This is a genomic window from Thalassovita sp. (genome assembly GCF_963691685.1).
In the GTDB taxonomy this organism is placed as follows: domain Bacteria; phylum Pseudomonadota; class Alphaproteobacteria; order Rhodobacterales; family Rhodobacteraceae; genus Thalassobius.
Genome location: NZ_OY829290.1, coordinates 701,546 through 719,092, shown reverse-complemented (window position 1 = coordinate 719,092; position 17,547 = coordinate 701,546). Strand labels below are relative to the sequence as shown.

Annotated in this window: 19 protein-coding genes; 16 read left to right on the top strand and 3 right to left on the bottom strand. The window is 61.5% G+C overall.

What is annotated here, in order from left to right:
* Positions 1-24: 24 nt before the first annotated feature.
* The 13 genes from ACORLH_RS03515 (at position 25) to modC (ending at position 11,722) form a co-directional block, all read left to right on the top strand.
* Positions 25-1,215: an endonuclease/exonuclease/phosphatase family protein gene (locus ACORLH_RS03515; protein ID WP_321831221.1), complete on the top strand. Its 1,191-nt coding sequence runs from the start codon at positions 25-27 to the stop codon at positions 1,213-1,215.
* A 149-nt stretch (positions 1,216-1,364) separates the two neighbouring features.
* A complete protein-coding gene (gene pcaD, locus ACORLH_RS03510) occupies positions 1,365-2,153 on the top strand; it encodes a 3-oxoadipate enol-lactonase (RefSeq protein ID WP_321831220.1) in 789 nt (262 codons plus the stop codon).
* Positions 2,146-2,538, top strand: a complete 393-nt coding sequence (pcaC, locus tag ACORLH_RS03505) for a 4-carboxymuconolactone decarboxylase (RefSeq protein WP_321831219.1) — start codon at positions 2,146-2,148, stop codon at positions 2,536-2,538. The genes pcaD and pcaC overlap by 8 nt, the downstream gene beginning before the upstream one ends.
* A complete protein-coding gene (gene pcaH / locus ACORLH_RS03500) occupies positions 2,535-3,281 on the top strand; it encodes a protocatechuate 3,4-dioxygenase subunit beta (RefSeq protein ID WP_321831218.1) in 747 nt (248 codons plus the stop codon). The genes pcaC and pcaH overlap by 4 nt, the downstream gene beginning before the upstream one ends.
* Positions 3,281-3,880 carry a protocatechuate 3,4-dioxygenase subunit alpha gene (gene pcaG, locus ACORLH_RS03495; protein WP_321832765.1) on the top strand — a complete coding sequence of 200 codons (600 nt, stop codon included), beginning with the start codon at positions 3,281-3,283 and terminating at the stop codon, positions 3,878-3,880. The genes pcaH and pcaG overlap by 1 nt, the downstream gene beginning before the upstream one ends.
* Positions 3,880-4,605 (top strand): alpha/beta fold hydrolase, encoded by a 726-nt coding sequence (locus ACORLH_RS03490; RefSeq protein ID WP_321831217.1) that lies wholly within the window; start codon positions 3,880-3,882, stop codon positions 4,603-4,605. Before pcaG ends, ACORLH_RS03490 begins: the two co-directional genes overlap by 1 nt.
* 9 nt (positions 4,606-4,614) lie before the next feature.
* Positions 4,615-5,937: a lyase family protein gene (locus ACORLH_RS03485; protein ID WP_321831216.1), complete on the top strand. Its 1,323-nt coding sequence runs from the start codon at positions 4,615-4,617 to the stop codon at positions 5,935-5,937.
* Positions 5,938-6,130: 193 nt separating this feature from the next.
* Positions 6,131-7,390 (top strand): TCR/Tet family MFS transporter, encoded by a 1,260-nt coding sequence (locus tag ACORLH_RS03480; protein WP_321831215.1) that lies wholly within the window; start codon positions 6,131-6,133, stop codon positions 7,388-7,390.
* A 22-nt stretch (positions 7,391-7,412) separates the two neighbouring features.
* Positions 7,413-8,522 (top strand): zinc-binding dehydrogenase, encoded by a 1,110-nt coding sequence (locus tag ACORLH_RS03475; protein ID WP_321831214.1) that lies wholly within the window; start codon positions 7,413-7,415, stop codon positions 8,520-8,522.
* Positions 8,523-8,689: 167 nt separating this feature from the next.
* Complete coding sequence (locus ACORLH_RS03470; protein WP_420719796.1) at positions 8,690-9,034, top strand: ArsR/SmtB family transcription factor; 345 nt, start codon at positions 8,690-8,692, stop codon at positions 9,032-9,034.
* A gap of 97 nt (positions 9,035-9,131) precedes the next feature.
* Entirely contained in the window at positions 9,132-9,887 is a 756-nt protein-coding gene (modA, locus tag ACORLH_RS03465) for a molybdate ABC transporter substrate-binding protein (protein WP_321831213.1), read from the top strand.
* A 12-nt stretch (positions 9,888-9,899) separates the two neighbouring features.
* Complete coding sequence (gene modB / locus ACORLH_RS03460) at positions 9,900-10,595, top strand: molybdate ABC transporter permease subunit (RefSeq protein ID WP_321831211.1); 696 nt, start codon at positions 9,900-9,902, stop codon at positions 10,593-10,595.
* Entirely contained in the window at positions 10,592-11,722 is a 1,131-nt protein-coding gene (modC, locus tag ACORLH_RS03455) for a molybdenum ABC transporter ATP-binding protein (protein ID WP_321831210.1), read from the top strand. Before modB ends, modC begins: the two co-directional genes overlap by 4 nt.
* Here modC and ACORLH_RS03450 read toward each other — a convergent pair.
* Positions 11,719-12,528, bottom strand: coding sequence for an SDR family oxidoreductase (locus ACORLH_RS03450; RefSeq protein WP_321831209.1), 810 nt, complete (start codon positions 12,526-12,528; stop codon positions 11,719-11,721). The genes modC and ACORLH_RS03450 overlap by 4 nt on opposite strands.
* 105 nt (positions 12,529-12,633) lie before the next feature.
* Between ACORLH_RS03450 and aroQ the strand changes: the two genes are divergently transcribed.
* On the top strand, positions 12,634-13,071 hold the full coding sequence (gene aroQ, locus ACORLH_RS03445) for a type II 3-dehydroquinate dehydratase (RefSeq protein ID WP_321831208.1): 438 nt from the start codon (positions 12,634-12,636) through the stop codon (positions 13,069-13,071).
* A 4-nt stretch (positions 13,072-13,075) separates the two neighbouring features.
* Here the strand turns inward: aroQ and pobA are convergent, their stop codons facing one another.
* A complete protein-coding gene (gene pobA, locus ACORLH_RS03440; RefSeq protein ID WP_321832764.1) occupies positions 13,076-14,245 on the bottom strand; it encodes a 4-hydroxybenzoate 3-monooxygenase in 1,170 nt (389 codons plus the stop codon).
* A gap of 109 nt (positions 14,246-14,354) precedes the next feature.
* Here pobA and ACORLH_RS03435 point away from each other — a divergent pair, with 109 nt between their 5' ends.
* Together ACORLH_RS03435 and gph are read left to right on the top strand one after the other, a co-directional pair.
* Positions 14,355-15,203 carry a helix-turn-helix domain-containing protein gene (locus ACORLH_RS03435; RefSeq protein WP_321831207.1) on the top strand — a complete coding sequence of 283 codons (849 nt, stop codon included), beginning with the start codon at positions 14,355-14,357 and terminating at the stop codon, positions 15,201-15,203.
* A gap of 76 nt (positions 15,204-15,279) precedes the next feature.
* Positions 15,280-15,930: a phosphoglycolate phosphatase gene (gph, locus tag ACORLH_RS03430; RefSeq protein ID WP_321831205.1), complete on the top strand. Its 651-nt coding sequence runs from the start codon at positions 15,280-15,282 to the stop codon at positions 15,928-15,930.
* 199 nt (positions 15,931-16,129) lie between these two features.
* On the opposite strand, the gene ACORLH_RS03425 is transcribed toward gph, so the two are convergent.
* Complete coding sequence (locus ACORLH_RS03425; RefSeq protein WP_321831204.1) at positions 16,130-17,470, bottom strand: aspartate aminotransferase family protein; 1,341 nt, start codon at positions 17,468-17,470, stop codon at positions 16,130-16,132.
* Between the last annotated feature and the right edge of the window lie 77 nt (positions 17,471-17,547).

The window sequence follows — 17,547 nt, the reverse complement described above, 5'->3', positions numbered from 1 at the left end:
TACACCACACCGCCGGAGGACAAGATGACCCGCGTCACCGTTGCCAGTTTCAACCTGAAAAACCTGATTGGCGCCGATCAGGAATACTACAAATTCCAAAGCTACACGCCTGAGGAATTTGCCTGGAAACAAGATTGGTGCGCGGATCAGATCCTGTCGATGGATGCCGATGTGATCGGCTTTCAGGAAGTCTTTGAAGAGGATGCCCTGCGCGCTGTCATCGCCGAAGCGGACGCGCGTGGGCAGGTCCTGAATGAGGCGGTGCTGCCGGACCGATCCAAAAGCTACCGGAAGAAGGCGATCTTCCGAAAACTTGGCTACACCCCCTATGGGCAGGCCGCCTTGGCCGTCGCCCCAAACGCCAATGATGGCGCCCCGGGCGAACGTCGACCCGGCGTTGCGGTGCTGTCACGACAGGGCTTTGTCGGGACGCCAGAGGTGATCCAGATCCTGCCCGAACCGCTGGAAATCCCGTTTCGCGATCTGACGGGTGAAGAGGCCGGGCATTACCGCATCACCCGCCTGTCCCGCCCCATTCTGAAGGTACGGATCCCGATGGGATCGCAGATCGTGACGCTGTTTTGCTGCCACCTGAAATCAAAGCTGGGCGAATATGATCGCGCGCCCGGTGCGCCCTTCGCCCCTGCTGCCGATCTGACGCAATATGACCCAATGGCCCGCGCCCTTGGTAATCTGCGGGCCGGATTGCGCCGCATGGCCGAAGCCTGGGTGATGCGCCGCGCCATTGTGGAAGAACTGAGCGCAGGCCGCCCGGTTATTGCGCTGGCGGATTTCAACGATGGCGAACATTCGGTCAGTTCGGAAATCATTGCCGGCGAGGTGCCGTTCCGCAACTACGCCTGGATGCTGCGCCATGATGCTGAGGCATCAAATGACCGCTACAGTCGGGAAGAAAACGATCAGATCACCGAAGCGATCGACGCCCTGCGGCTGCATTCCGCAGAAAAATTGTTCATCCGCAAAAGCCTGCGCGATATGGTCTTCACCTCGGCCTTTGGCGGCAGCTACGAAAGCATCGATCAGATCTACCTCAGCAGTCATTTCCTGCCTGAAAGCAGTGGCGCGGTGGGCGAGATGGAATACTTCAGCTGCTTTAATGACCATATCACAGACGGCGCCCATGCTGAGGCCCCTTATAACAAACTGGCCTCGGATCATGGGCAGATCATGGCGCATCTGAACATACGCGACTGAACAGCGCTTGTGAGTGTCTGCAGACCGTGACTCACGATTTTAATTGACGATGACAATCAAAATCTGTTTTCTATCCGGCAACGCGATTGACGCATTGGCGCGACCAGATCAGTCTGTTGGCCAATTTGCTTCTAGGACAGGACAGATCGATGGCCACGGCACATCTGAACGACATCACCTTGCACTACGTCGAAGACGGTGACCCCGAGGGCGCACCGCTGGTCTTTATCAACTCACTCGGCACAGATGTGCGGGTCTGGGACGATGTCCTGCCGCTGCTGCCCAAGGGCCTGCGCATCATCCGCTTTGACAAACGCGGCCACGGCCAGAGCGATTGCCCCCCTGCGCCCTATGCAATGGGTACGCTTGTGCGCGACACCGAAGCGCTGCTGGATCACCTAGAGGTCAAGGATGCCGTTCTGGTCGGCCTGTCCATTGGCGGGATGATCACCCAGGGGCTGGCGGTCAAACGCCTGGATCTGGTCCGCGCCATGGTTCTGTCAAACACCGCCGCCAAGATCGGCCAGCCGTCGATGTGGCAGAATCGGATCACCGCGTTACAGGCGGGCGGTATGGAAGCGCTGGTTGATAACATCCTGGAACGCTGGTTCACCAAAGCCTTCCGCGAAAGCGACGCCGCAGGTCTTTGGCGCCAACGTCTGCTGGACACCCCACTGGAGGGGTACATTGGCTGTTGTCATGCGATTGCCGGAACGGATTTCTATACCCCGACCAGCGGATTGCGCCTGCCAACGCTGGGCATTGCCGGCTCCGATGATGGCTCCACCCCGGCGGATCTGGTGCGTGAAACCACCGATCTGGTGCCGGGCAGCAAGTTCAAGCTGATCCGCCGCGCCGGACACATCCCCTGCGTGGAACAGCCCGAAACCTATGCCGAGGCTCTCACCCATTTCCTGCAGGAGATCGGCCATGTCTGAGCGCAATGATCGCTATGAAAAAGGCATGACCGTACGGCGCCGTATTTTGGGGGATGCCCATGTGGACCGCGCCGAAGCGGCCAAAACCCCGCTGGACGAACCGTTTCAGCAGCTGATCACCGAAGGCGCCTGGGGCAACGTCTGGGCCAGCGATGGGATCAGCGACCGCGAACGGTCCATGCTGACCTTGGCGCTGCTGGCCGCCTTGGGCAATTTTGACGAAATCCCGATGCATATCCGGGCCACCGCCCGCACCGGGGCCAGCAAGGAGGACGTGCTGGAGGTGTTCCAGCATGTTGCAATCTACGCAGGCGTGCCACGTGCCAATCATGCTTTGAAATTGGCCAAAGCCACCTACGCCGAAATGGAGACCACGCCAGAATGAGCGACCAAGCTTACATCGATCAGGGGCCGCTGATCCCGCGCAACCGCACGGCGCATCCGGTGCCTTACGACCCGGATTACAAAACCTCGGTGCCGCGGTCACCGAACCAACCGCTGCTGTCGATGGAAAGCACCCTGTCCGAGGAAACCGGCCCGCGTTTTGGCCACTCCATGCTGGGACCGCTGGATAACAACCTGATCCTCAACTACGCCAAAGATCCGGCCAAACCAGCCGTGGGCGAACGCATCCTGATGCACGGCCGTGTGCTGGATGAAATGGGCCGACCGGTGCCCCATACCCTTGTGGAGATCTGGCAGGCCAACGCCGGTGGACGGTATCGCCATGTGAAAGACGGCTATCTGGCACCACTGGATCCGAACTTCGGCGGCTGCGGTCGCACATTGACCGATGAAAACGGATGTTATGAGTTTCTGACCATCCGCCCCGGCGCCTACCCCTGGCCCAACCGGGGCAATGACTGGCGCCCGATGCACATCCACATCTCGGTCTTTGGTCACAGCTTCGGTCAGCGCCTGATCACCCAGATGTATTTCGAAGGCGACCCGTTGATCGATCGCTGCCCGATCGCCGCCACGGTGAAATCGCGCAGCCAGCTGGACCGCCTCGTCGCGCCGCTGGACATGGCCAAGGCCCGCCCGCTGGACTTCCTTGCTTACAAGTTTGACATCGTGTTGCGCGGCCGCCGCCAGACCATGTTTGAAAACCGGATGGAGGGTCTATGATGGTCCAGAAACTCGACACATTGGTGGAAACCCCCAGCCAGACCGCCGGACCTTACGTGCATATCGGCTGCATCCCCAGCTTCGCCGGTCTCGAAGGTGTCTATCCCGAGGACCTGGGCCTGCGCGCCATCGAAGCCGGCGCCGAAGGTGAGGTGATCACCATCACCGGTTCGATCTATGACGGCACAGGCTGGGCCATGCGCGACGCCATGTTTGAAAGCTGGCAGGCCGATGCCAGCGGGCGCTTTGCCGGTCAGCAGGGCGCGGACCCCAAGGTAAATGGGTTCTGCCGGTTTGCCGCTGATAAGGACACCGGGGAATTCACACTCACCACCGTCAAACCCGGTGCAACCCCGACCCGCGCGGGCGGCCAACAAGCCCCACATATTGCGCTGTGGATTGTCGCCCGTGGCATCAACATTGGTCTGCAGACCCGCATCTATTTCGAAGATGAAGACAACAGCGCGGATCCGTTGCTGGCGCGGATCGAACAACGCAACCGGGTTGAGACATTGATCGCCAAGAAGACCGGCGAAGGTCAGTACCGTTTTGACATCCATCTGCAAGGGGCGCAGGAAACTGTGTTTCTGGATCTCTGATGGCGCGATTTTTGTTGATCCATGGCTCCGCCCATGGCGCATGGTGCTGGCGCGATCTGATCCCAGCTCTTGAGGCACAAGGCCACACGGCCCACGCCATCGACCTGCCCAGCCACGGCGCAGACACGACGCCCTATCAAGAGGCGACGCTAGCCAGCTATGGTGCGCGGATCGTGGAAGAGCTGCAGGCGACCGGTGAAAAGGTCATTCTGGTCGGCCACTCCATGGGCGGTTATCCAATATCCCTTGCGGCGGAACAGTGCCCTCAGTTTGTCAGCCACCTCGTCTACCTCTGTGCCTATGTGCCGAAACCGGGTTTCTCGCTCAACGATCGCCGCCGCGAGGCGCCCGAGCAGCCTTTGATGGACGCGATCCAACTGACCGAGGATGGGCTGGGCTGGACCGTTGGGGATGGGGATCTTGAGCGGCTGTTCTACCATGACTGCCCCCCCGAAACCCTGAAATTTGCCCGCGCCAACCTGACCATTCAGGCACGCGAGCCTTCGACCCAGCCGGTTGCGACAACCGCACGATATGAGGCGATCCCGCGCAGCTATATCCGCTGCATGCAGGATGGCATCATCCCCCCGGCCTATCAGGTCACCATGTCCCAGGACTGGCCAAGCGCCCGGGTCTTCTCTATGGACTGCGGGCATTCGCCCTTCTTCGCCGACCCAAAGGGTCTGGCCGGGCATCTGGATACGATCGCGCGCGACACAACATAAGGGTTTCCCATGGCCGCCTCTGTCTTTGGTTCTGAGCTCTACAATCGTCTGTTCCCTGTGGGTGAGGTGGGAAAGCTGTTCACCGACACCGCTGAGGTGCGCGCAATGTTGCTGGTCGAAGGGGCCCTGGCCAAGGTGCAGGGACAGATGGGGATCATCCCCGAAGAAAGCGCCGCCTTTATCCACCGCTCCGCGATGGAACTGCAGGTCGATCCCGGTGGTCTGGCAGCTGCGACAGGTCAGAACGGCGTGCCGGTGCCCGGTCTGGTCGCCGCCTTCCGCAAACTGATGGAGGCCCCGGAACACGCACAATATGTGCATTTCGGCGCCACCTCGCAGGACATCTCGGAAACCGCGCAGATGCTGCGCCTGCGCCAGTTCATCAGCCATATGGACAAAGCGCTAAGCGCTATTTTGATCGATCTGGGCCGGCTGTCCGAAACCCACGCAGATCTGCCGATGGCCGCGCGAACCTATGGCCAGCACGCCACGCCCAACAGCTTTGGCGCTGTGGTGGCCGCTTGGGGGCAGCCGCTGCTGACACTGCGCAATGAACTGCCTGACCTGCGCAACCAGGTGCTGTTTGTGTCACTGTCCGGCGCCGCGGGAACCGCCGGCGCCCTGGGCCCGAACGCACCTGAGGTGCGCGCCGAACTGGCCAAGGCACTGAACCTACAAGATCCCGGCCGCAGCTGGCACGCAGATCGCAGCGGTGTGCTGGCCCTTTGTGGCTGGATGGCCCGACTGGCGGCGGCCCTCGGCAAATGGGGGGAGGATCTGATCCTGTTGACCCAGACCGGGATTGGTGAGGTCACGCTGGGGGCATCTGGTGCCTCCTCCACCATGCCGCAGAAACAAAACCCCGTTGCCCCCTCAGCCATGGTTGCGCTGGCGCGGCAGGCCATCGGCCTCAACGCGATTTTGCAAGGCGCAGGGCTGCACCGGCAGGAGCGCGACGGTGCCGCCTGGTTCACCGAATGGCTTACCCTGCCGCAATACTGTCTGGCGCTAGCCTCGCAGCTGGAACACGGCAAAGCGCTGGCCGCAGGTCTGCAGCCAAACCCGCAGGCTATGGCGGCCGCGCTGGCGGCGGGCCAAGGGCTGATCCATGCCGAAGCACTCTCTTTCCGATTGGCCGAAACCATGCCCCGCCCCGAGGCTCAGGCCGCGGTAAAGGCCCTGTGCCAATCCCTCGACCAGACGCATCTGGCCGAGGCGACCGCAGCAGCCTACCCGGATCTGGAGATTGCGGATATCTTTGATCCTGCACAACAATTGGGTCAGGCCCCGGCAGAAGCCCGCGCCTTTGCTGCGGCGAGCACTGCGAATTAGGCGCTACCTAATGGGCGTTTTCTGGCGCTTCCCCCGCGCCAGAACCCAACCCAGTTTAAGCGTCTGACAGGCCCACAAAATCCGCGTCAGCCAAATTCCACCAAACGCGCCCTAGAGTGGTGAGCGGCGTTGCAATTTTCCCGTTCTCACCTATGGTCGCAGTCACCATTTCACTCAGTCATTAGGCAGGTCCATGTCCGCGCGTCCCCCCTCTGAGACCTCACATCGTCTGCCGATCCTGTTCATCCTGATCACAGTGATGATCGATGCCATGGGCATCGGTCTGATCATGCCGGTGATGCCTGATCTGATCCGTGAAGTTTCCGCTGGCGGACTGGGACAAGCCGCGATCTGGGGCGGTATCCTGTCATCCTCTTTCGCTGTAATGCAGTTTCTCTTTGCTCCGATGATCGGGCGTCTGTCGGATGCCTTTGGCCGCCGACCGGTGCTGCTGGTGTCCCTTCTGGTGATGGCGGCAGACTATATCGTTGTGGCGCTGGCCGGCACAGTTTGGCTGCTGCTGGCGGGCCGGATCATCGGTGGCATCACCGCCGCCACGCATTCAACAGCCTTTGCCTATATGGCGGATATCTCCAGCGGCGAGGAAAAGGCCAAGCGCTTTGGCTTCATCGGCGCGGCCTTTGGCCTGGGCTTTGTGCTGGGGCCGGGCCTAGGGGGGCTGATGGCTGAGTTCGGCACCCGCGCGCCGTTCTACATGGCGGCGGCACTGGCCTTTACCAATGCGATATTCGGCTGGATGGTGCTGCCTGAGACCGTGACCGACAAGACCCGCCGGGCCTTCCGCCTGAAGGGGGTGAACCCGCTGTCTGCCTTTGCCACCCTGTCGCAACTGCCAGCAATCCGCCCGCTGACGGCTGTTTTCTTCCTCTATCAGATCGCAACCGTGGTTTACCCGGCGGTCTGGGCCTATTTCGCCACTGAGCGTTTCAATTGGACGCCCGGGATGATCGGCGTCTCATTGATGCTCTATGGGATCGGAGCGGCCTTTGTTCAGGGGGTTCTGGTCGGGCCGGTGATCGCGCGCCTTGGACAGCGCGGCGCGGTGATGTTTGGCCTGTTGATTGAGGTGGCCACCTTTGGGCTGCTTGGTTTTATCAGCTCGGGGCTGATCACCCTGATCCTGACCCCGTTCATCGCCATCGGCAACGTAGGCCTGCCTGCCCTGCAGGGCATTGTTTCTCAGACCGTGCCGGATGACAGTCAGGGGGAGTTGCAGGGCGTCTTGTCCTCGATCACCTCCATCGGGATGATCATCGGGCCCTTGGTGCTGACCCAGATCTTTGCCTGGGCCACGGCCGACGGCGGGGCGATCTACCTGCCAGGTGCGCCCTTCCTGTTGTCCGGGGTGTTCATGAGCATCGCCGCAATCATCTTCCTGAAGTCATCCCCGAAATCCGTAGCCACGCAGGACGTGCCGAAAGGCGCCAAATAAAGCCAAACCACAAGGATTGCCGATGCGCCAAATTCAAGCTGCCCTTTGCCACGAACACGGTGCGCCGCTCACGATTGAAACCGTCGGCCTACGCGCGCCACTGGCTGGTGAGGTTGAGGTGATCATCGACGCGGTGGCGGTCTGCCATTCCGATATCTCATTCTGGCAGGGTGGGTTCGGCGGCAGCCTGCCAGCTGTTTTTGGTCATGAGGCCGCGGGCCGCATCGCCTCAGTAGGTCTTGCGGTGCAGGGTTTTGAGGTGGGTGATGACGTGGTCGTCACCCTGATCCGCGCCTGCGGCCATTGCCCCTGTTGCGCCACCGGCCAGCCGACGATCTGCGAAACCCCGGTGGATGCAGCCAACAGCCCGCTGCACATGGCTGACGGCACGCCGATCTATCAGGCGATGGACACCGCCGCCTTTGCCGAACGGGTGGTGGTTGATCATAGCCAGATCGCCAAAGTCCCCGCCGACCTGCCAAAAGATATCGCGGCCCTTCTGGCCTGTGGCGTCATCACCGGCGTGGGGGCTGCCGTTCATGCGGCCAATTTGCGCGCCGGTCAGGATGTCGTCGTCATTGGGGCCGGCGGCGTTGGGCTGAACGCGATCCAGGGCGCCCGTATCGCCGGCGCACGTCGGATCATCGCCATCGATATGTCCGAAGACAAACTGGAAACCGCATTGGCCTTTGGGGCCACTGATGGCGTGCTGGCCACCCATATGAAACCTTGGAAACACGTGCAGCGCATTCTGGGCCGTGGCGCGGATGCGGTACTGGTCACCGTTGGCAGTGCCGCGGTCTACGATCAGGCGCCGCGTTACCTTGCCAATGGCGGTAAGGTGGTGATGGTCGGGATGCCACACGCCGGTGAAACGGCCAGCTATCCGCCGCTGCAAATGGCCTATGCCGGCCAGTCCCTGATTGGATCAAAGATGGGGGACGTTGTGCTCAACCGCGATATTCCCTGGCTGGTCGACCTTTATAAACAGGGCCGTTTGAAACTGGATGAGCTGATTTCGGGGCGCTGGGACTTCCCCCAGATCAATGAGGCGATTGCCGACACACTCAGCGGTGCGGCACGGCGCAATCTCATCATGATGACCTCAGAGACCACAACCACGCAGGACTGAGGCCGAAACACCCATGTGCCTGTAAAGATGCGTATTAATTACACCTTAGCGCATCGTAATGCTTGCAAAGCCTTGCAAACTCCACATTTTAAGGAATGCGATAACGCTATCGCATTATGCATTCGCATATACTAATATATCTAAGATCGAAACCGGACCCCACGCCGATGCCCTACCAGACCCCCTCTGCCCCGCCCCCTGCGCCCGCAGCCGCCGAAATGGCCGGCAATGCGCAGGCAGCTGCAGCCTACCTCAAGACACTTGCCCATGAAGGGCGGTTGATGATCCTGTGCCATCTGGGTGCAGGCGAAAAATCTGTGGGGGAGCTGGAAAACCTCTTGGAAATCCGGCAGGCCGCGGTCAGCCAGATGCTGGCACGGCTGCGCGAAGAGGGTCTGGTTTCTACCCGGCGCGAAGGCAAGACGATCTACTATTCCCTGGCGGATGAGAACACCAGCGAGGTGATCGCCCTGCTCTACCGGCTGTTCTGCGGCCCGGCGGCCCACAGCTGATCGCTTGAGCCCCATTGCCCTCCGCTTGTGATCGGGGTGTTGCCCCCCTGCCAGACGCGGGCTTGCCAATCCCCTGATATCGCAAGAAACTGCGCCCATGTTTCGTCGATACCGCCTCTGTCTTGCGCTGATGTTCAGCCTGGTCGCCGCCCCCCTATCGGCGGAGCAGATCACGGTTTTTGCCGCCGCCAGCCTGCGCAACGCATTGGAAGAGGTCGGTAGCACCTGGGCCGAAAACACCGGCCATCGTCTGCGCTATTCCTTTGCAGGGTCCTCAGCCTTGGCCCGTCAGGTTGAGGCCGGTGCGCCTGCCGATCTGATCATTCTGGCCAATGAGGCTTGGATGGATCATCTGGAGGGGCAGAGCCTGCTACGGCAGAACAGCCGCGTCGATCTGCTTGGCAACGCGCTGGCGCTGATCAGCCCGGCGGGCGCTGCGCCGCTGGACCTTGGCCCGGGCATCATCGAACGGCTTGGCGACGGTCGGATGGCCATGGCGCTGATCAACGCTGTGCCTGCTGGCATCTACGGCAAGGCCGCATTGGAAACCCTTGGCCTTTGGCAAGAAATTGCCCCGCAGGTGGCGCAGACGGACAATGTGCGCGCTGCCCTTGCGCTGGTCGCATTGGGGGAGGCCCCGTTGGGCGTTGTCTATCACTCCGATGTTTTAGCGGAGCCGCGTGTGCAGCAACTGGCACAGTTTCCCAGCGACAGCCACCCGGCGATCCTCTACCCGGCCGCCCTGACAACGGACAGCCGATCAGAAGCCGCAGCGGAACTGCTGGAGCATCTGCAAAGCCCCATTGCCAAAGAGGTTTTCCTGCGCCACGGTTTCACCATCCCAAGCGAATAGGCCGAGCCCGTGATGCAGTTTCTCAGCCCCGAAGAATGGACCGCCGTTGCACTGTCGCTGCGTGTGGCGTTCTGGGCCACCCTGCTGGCGATGCCGCTGGCGATTGCCGTGGCCTGGTGGCTGGCCCGGCGTGAATTCTGGGGCAAACAGCTGCTGAACGGGCTGGTGCATCTGCCGCTGATCCTGCCACCGGTGGTGACCGGTTACCTGCTGCTGTTGACCTTCGGGCGTCGTGCCCCTCTGGGGGCCTGGCTGGAGGACACCTTTGGCCTGATCTTCGCCTTTCGCTGGACGGGGGCTGCACTGGCGGCAGGGATCATGGGCTTCCCGCTGATGGTGCGCGCCATCCGGTTGGCGATTGAAGCGGTGGACCCAAAACTGGAAGAGGCTGCCAGCACGCTTGGGGCCTCCCGCGCTTGGGTCTTTGTCACCGTGACTCTGCCGCTGATCCTGCCCGGTGTGATTGCCGGAACGCTTTTGGGCTTTGCCAAGGCGATGGGCGAGTTTGGTGCAACAATCACCTTTGTGTCCAACATTCCCGGCGAAACACAGACCCTGCCCTCAGCCATCTATGCCTTCTTGCAGGTGCCGGGCGGTGAGGCCTCGGCCCTGAGGTTGGTCATCATTTCGGTGGTCATCGCAATGACCGCACTGTTGCTGTCAGAGACGCTGGCGCGCCGCGCCGCAAAACGGGTGTCTGGCAGATGAGCATTTCGATCAACCTGCATCACCAATTTCCTGAACTGACACTTGATGTCGATTTTGACGCCCCTGCTGGTGTGACCGCCCTATTCGGCGCCTCAGGGTCCGGCAAAACAACAGTGGTCAATGCGGTTGCCGGGCTGCTGCAGCCGGATCGTGGCCGGATCAGCGTTGCGGGCACGGCCCTGTTGGACACCTCAGCAGGCCTGCGACTGCCACCCCACAAACGCCGCATCGGATATGTTTTTCAGGAGGGGCGGCTGTTCCCGCATCTGTCTGTGCAACAAAACCTGCGATACGGCCGCTGGTTCGCCGGGCTGCGTGGCCCCTCAGCGGCGGAGGATCATCTGGTCGAAATGCTTGGCCTTGGTGATCTGTTAAACCGGCGGCCCGGGGATCTGTCAGGCGGTGAAAAACAACGCGTCGCCATCGGCCGCGCCCTGTTGAGTGAACCGCGCCTGTTGCTGATGGACGAACCGCTGGCCGCGCTGGACGGTCCCCGCAAGGCCGAAATCCTGCCCTATCTGGAGCGTCTGCGCGACGAAACGCAGGTGCCCATCCTCTATGTCAGCCATGCGATCAGCGAAATTGCCCGGCTGGCCACCACGGTTGCCGTGATGGAACGTGGCCAGCTGTGCAAGGCCGGGCCAACAGGGGATATTCTGGCCGATCCCAGTCTGGCCCATGCCATCGGGTTGCGGGACACTGGCGCCCTGCTGACCGGCCGGGTGGTCGCGCATCACATGGACGGGCTGAGTGAACTGGCGGCGGGCGGCGGCAAGCTGTTCCTGCCGAAGGTCCCAAATGCCCTTGGCGAGCAGCTGCGTGTCCGGATCAGCGCTAAGGATGTGATGCTGTCCCGCGACCGCCCGGTCGGCATCTCAGCGCTGAACATATTGGAGTGTGAGGTCAGCGAGATTCGCCCCGGCCGTGGCCCGGGTGCCTTTGTCCGGCTGAAAGCGGGCGGGGATCACATTCTGGCCCGGGTGACCAAACGGTCGGTCGACGCATTGGGTCTGGCACCCGGTCTACCCTGCTATGCGGTGATCAAAACCGTTTCTGTCGCCCGTGCGGATGTAGGGGCTGATGTGGGCGCGGAGGCAAGTTCCGACCACGCAGAGGGCGTGGATTAACCCTCCCAGCCCTCGCGTTTCATGTAGCGCTGCAGCCCCGCCATGCCGCCCAGCCAGCGCTCATAGTCCTGCGCTTTGTTCTGCATATAACCCAGCACCTGCTCATGCGGCAGGATCAGGAACCGCCCCTCTGCCACCGCATCAAGGGTGAACTGCGCCACGTATTCAGCGCTCAGCACCCCGTCTTTGGATTGCGGCCCCTGCGAAATCCCCGCCAGCATCGCGGTATCCACACCCTGCGGGCAAAGGATGGAGACCTTTATCCCATCATCGCGGTGGGTGATCGCCAGATTTTCGGCAAACCCAACGGCCGCGTGTTTGGTGGTGGAATAGACCGCACTGCCCACCTGGCTCAGCAATCCTGCGGCCGAGATCGTGTGCAGGAAATGCCCCTGCCCGCGCGCCTTCATCCGCGGGATCAACACCCGCGCCGCCCGCACATGGGCCACCACATTGACCTCCCACGCTTGCTGCCAGACTGCATCAGACGCGCCACCTGCATTTTCAAATTCCGGGTCAAAACCCGTCGCAATCCCCGCGTTAGAGCAGAACAGATCAATCGGACCTTCGCGCCCCTCCACATCTTCGATCAGGGCTGTCAGCGCGGCCCCGTCACGTACGTCCAGTGCCACGCCCCGGCCACCGATCTGTTGCGCCAGCGCCTGCGCCCCCTCGCCGTCCAGATCTGCGACAACCACAGTGGCCCCGCGTTCAGCAAGTTCCCGCGCCAAGGCAGCGCCAATGCCTGCGGCACCGCCAGTGACCACCGCAACCTGTCCCTGAAACCCTGTTTGCTCTGCCTGCATGGTGTCCCCCTCTTGCCGCAGGTTGAGAGTGACCTGCCCGCCACGACCTTGCAATGGGCCGGGCGCTTTGACACAACGTCACTACCGCAACTGAGGCAAACCGCGATGTCGAAACCGATCCTGATCCTGAATGGCCCTAACCTGAACCTGCTGGGCACCCGCCAGCCTGAGGTTTACGGCGGCGACACGCTGGCAGATGTGGAACGGGATTGCGCCGCGCTGGCAGCTGAACTGGGGCTGGACGTTCAGTTCCAGCAATCCAACCACGAAGGTGCGCTGGTGGAGATGATCCAGGAGGCCCGCGAAACCTCGGCCGGGATCATCATCAACCCGGCGGCCTATTCGCATACCTCGGTGGCCATCCTCGATGCGCTGAACATGTTTGATGGCCCGGTGCTGGAGGTGCATATCTCCAACATCCACAAACGTGAAGCGTTTCGCCACCACTCCTACATCTCAGCCCGCGCAGACGGGGTGATTGCCGGTTTCGGAGTGGAGGGGTATCAACTGGCACTGCGTCGCATGGCCAGCCTGTTGGGCTAAGGCCTCAGTACGGCAGGCCCACGTAGTTTTCCGCCATCGAGATCTGTGCCGCCTCACTCTGTTCCAGATAGGCCAGATCCGCCAATTGCATCTTACGGTCAAACGCCCCCTGATCGGGATAGCGATGCAACAGGTTCGACATCCACCAGCTGAAGCGTTCAGCCTTCCAGACACGGGCCAGCGCTTTTTCTGAATAGCGCTCCAACCCCTCGTCTTCGCCGTGCAGGTAATGCTGCATCATTCCGTGGTAAAGATAGTAGATATCGGACGCCGCCGTATTGAGGCCCTTGGCCCCTGTGGGTGGCACGATATGCGCCGCATCGCCACATAGGAACAGCTGCCCCCAGCGCATCGGCTCGGTCACAAAAGACCGCAGCGGTGCGATGGATTTCTCAATCGAAGGCCCGGTGATCAACTGCTCCGCCGCAGCATCTGGAATACGGCGTTTCAACTCCTCCCAGAAGGCCGCGTCAGACCAATCTTCGGGCCGGTGATCCAGTGGACATTGCACGTAGTACCGGCTGAGGTTGTCATTGCGCATCGAACACAGGGCAAACCCACGGTCCGAATTTGCATAAATCAACTCATGATGCACCGGTGGGGTTTCTGACAGGATGCCCAGCCAACCGAAGGGGTAGATCTTTTCATACTCACGACGCTTTTCTTCGGGGATCGTTTTGCGCGACACACCGTGAAAGCCATCACAGCCCACCACGTAGTCGCAATCGATCCGATGCCCCTTACCGTCCATGGTAAACGTCACATGTGGGCTCTGCGTGGTGACGTCTTCGATCTGCACGTCTTCGACATTGTAGAGGATCTGCCCGTCCATCGCTTCGCGCGCCTCATAGAGGTCACGGGTCAGTTCCGTCTGGCCGTAGACCATGACCGAGGCCCCGGCACGGGCGGCAAAGTCGACGCGGAATTGGTGATTGTCATAAGCGATCAGTGTACCGTCATGGGTGAAACCTTCGGCATCCATCCGCGCGCCGACACCCGCTTCGCGCATGAGGTCAACAAACCCACGTTCCAGCACCCCGGCGCGGATCCGGCTGAGCACATAGGCTTTGGTCTTGCGCTCCAGAACGATGGTGTCGATGCCCTTGCGATGCAGCAGTTGCGACAGCAACAACCCTGAGGGCCCTGCCCCAATGATACAGACCTGCGTGCGCATATTCTTCTCCTGTTCGCTGGCCTCCACCCTACCAGCCCTGCCGAAAACGGGAATGGCACCAGACGGCAGAAGATGGTAGAAATCGAACATCGAGATCTCGGAGCGGCCCATGTCAGAAATTCCCGCCTATGCCCTTTACGGCGAAGAGCGTTTCTTGCCGGACGCCCTGCATATCGAAGCCATCAAAGATCGGGCTGGCACCCTGGATTGGAGTATCGCTGCACATCAGCACCCGCATCTGCACCAGCTGTTCCTGATTGAGGCCGGCGGCGTGACCCTGCGGGTTGAGGGCGAAGCCCAGCGCCCTGAGCTGCCCTGCCTTATCTCCATCCCGCGCGGCGTGGTGCATGGGTTTACCTTCACCCCCGGCACCCGCGGCTGGGTGATCACCGTGCAAACCGCCGCCCTGCCCGACATGTTTGCCCCTGCCAGCGATCTGGCCGGTGTTCTGGCCACTTGGGGAATCGTGCCCGGCACCGGTGTGATGCGGCAGACGGCAATTGCGCTGGCGGCGGAACATGCCCAGCCTGATAAGGGCCGTGCCACGATGCTGCGGGCCCTGGCGGCGCAGATGCTGTGCCAGGCCGCCCGCGCCCTGCCCGATCCGCAAGCCCAGGCGCCGGGCACCCGCGCCGCAGAAATCCTTGCCGGTTTCGAACATCTGCTGCAGTCCCATGTGCGCGACCGTTGGCAGGTGGCAGATTACGCGGCCGCGCTGGCGCTGACGCCCACCCACCTGAGCCGCGTGTTGCGCGCGGCGACGGGGCAGTCAGCCTCGGCCACGATTGAGGCGCGCACCTTTCAAGAGGCCTGCCGCCAGCTGGCCTATACGCGCCTGGACGTGCGCCAAATCGGTTTTGACCTCGGCTTTGAGGATCCGGCCTATTTCTCACGCCAGTTCCGCCGCCACGTCGGCGTGACGCCCAGCGCCTATCGCAAACGGGTCAACGCCGGCTAGGCCCTGATCCAGGCCCCTAGACATTCCGCCCCAGATCGGGTGCTCTGCGCGCAAGTGCATTGCAAGGAACACCCAGATGGCCCGTATCGTTTTTGACCTCGACGGCACGCTGATCAACAGCGCGCCGGAAATCCAATTTGTCGCCAACTCCCTTCTGGCGGATCGCGGGCTGGAGCCGCTGAGCCTGCAGGAAACCATCGGGTTCATCGGCAACGGGGCCGCCGTGTTGATCGAAAAGATGAGCCTGGCGCGCGGCATTGAGCCCAGTGAACACGCGACATTACTGGCCACCTTGGAGGAGCGCTACATGCATTCCTCGGACAAATCCGAGGTCTATCCGAATGTCGTCGCGGCACTGGACAGCCTGCGCGGGGCGGGTCATCGACTGGGCGTTTGCACCAACAAGCCACTCGCCCCGGCCAAGGCCGTGCTGGCCCATCTGGATCTGGCCAAACATTTCGATGTGGTTTTGGGCGGCGACAGCCTGCCCCAGCGCAAGCCTGACCCGGCACCGCTGCACGCCACGTTTGACGCGCTAGGGGATGGGCCGGTGATCTATGTTGGCGATAGCGATGTAGACGCGGAAACCGCCCATCGGGCCGGGGTGCCCTTCCTGTTGTTTACTGAAGGCTATTGCAAAGTGCCCCACGCAGAGCTGCCGCATCACGCACTGTTTGATGATTTTGCGCGGCTGCCGGAATTGGTTCAGGCGTTGGTTTCAGCTTAAGGGAATACCAAAGATCGCGCCCGACACCGAGGGCGGCCATCCTCAAGCGTGACAGCCATAGCCCTCATACCATTCGAACAAGCATCAACGTCGGAAAGTCGCGCCCGCCCTGGGGGCGGGGTCGGGCGCGATCGGGGCTGCGCCCCGAGGTTTAACGAAAAAAGCCGGACCAGATGGCCCGCCTTTTCTTAGCCACACATCAGAAACTCAGGCTGGCCAGCGCATCTGCGTAGATGTCAAACAGCTCATTCAGCTGCGTCTCGGTGATGATCAGCGGCGGACACAGGGCCACGGTGTCACCAAGGTTCCGCACAATCAGACCACGCTCCATACAGGCCGCCGACATGGCCGCACCTGCAACGCCAACCGCATCACCCTGCTGCTTCAGCTCCAACGCGCCGATCAGGCCAATGCCGCGCATCTCCTTGACCAGCGGATTACCGGTCAACGCCGTCAGGCGCTCGATGAACAGCGGCGACAGTTTGGCGGCATTGCCAACCAGATCACGCTCTTCGATGATCTTGATGTTTTCCAGCGCCACAGCCGCGCCAACCGGATGGCCGGACCCGGTGTAACCGTGACCAAAGGTGCCGATCTTATCGCTTTCGTCCGCAACCGGCTGATAGACTTGATCGTTCATCATCACGGCTGAGATCGGCATGTAGGAAGACGACAGCTGTTTCGACATCACCATGATGTCAGGCTCAATCCCCATGGTTTCACAGCCAAACATCTTGCCGGTACGGCCAAACCCACAGATCACCTCATCCGCGATCAGCAGGATATCGTATTTCTTCAGCACGGCCTGAATGGCGGCCCAGTAGCCCTCAGGCGGAACAATCACGCCACCTGCGCCCATCACCGGTTCACCGATGAAGGCGGCGATGGTGTCGGGGCCTTCGGACTGGATCATATCGTCCAGTTCCTGAGCCAGACGGGCGACGAACTGTTCCTCGCTTTCGCCGTCCTGTGCGAAGCCGCCGTAATGCGGGCAACCGGTGTGCAGGATGCCGGGCAGCGGCAGGTCAAAGGACATGTGGTTGTAGGGCAGTCCGGTCAGGCTGGCCGAAGCCACGGTGACACCGTGATAGCCTTTGATCCGGCTGATGATCTTCTTCTTCTCCGGAGTGCCCATCGCATTGGCGCGATACCACAGCAGTTTCACCACCGTGTCATTCGCTTCTGAGCCGGAGTTGGTGAAGAACACCTTGGACATCGGCACCGGTGCCATCTCGATCAGCTTCTCAGCCAGTTCGACCGAAGGGGTGTGCGATTTCTGCGCGAAGGTGTGGTAATAGGGCAGCTTCTGCATCTGCGCGTTGGCGGCATCGATCAGGCGCTGTTCACCAAACCCAACGGCAACCGACCACAAGCCAGACAGGCCTTCGATATAACGTTTGCCGGTATTGTCAGTGACATAGATGCCCTCACCCTCTTCCAAGATCAGGGAGCCTTCGGCCTCCATCTTGCGGGCGTTGGAATAGGAATGCAGCTGATAAGCGGCGTCCCGCGCCTCGATCGAGTTTGGCTGCACAGTCATGGGCGATCCTCCAAAGGGGCGGGCGCAGGGCCCGTCAGGTTGTCTTTGCAACTTGATGCGCGGATTCGACAGCGCGG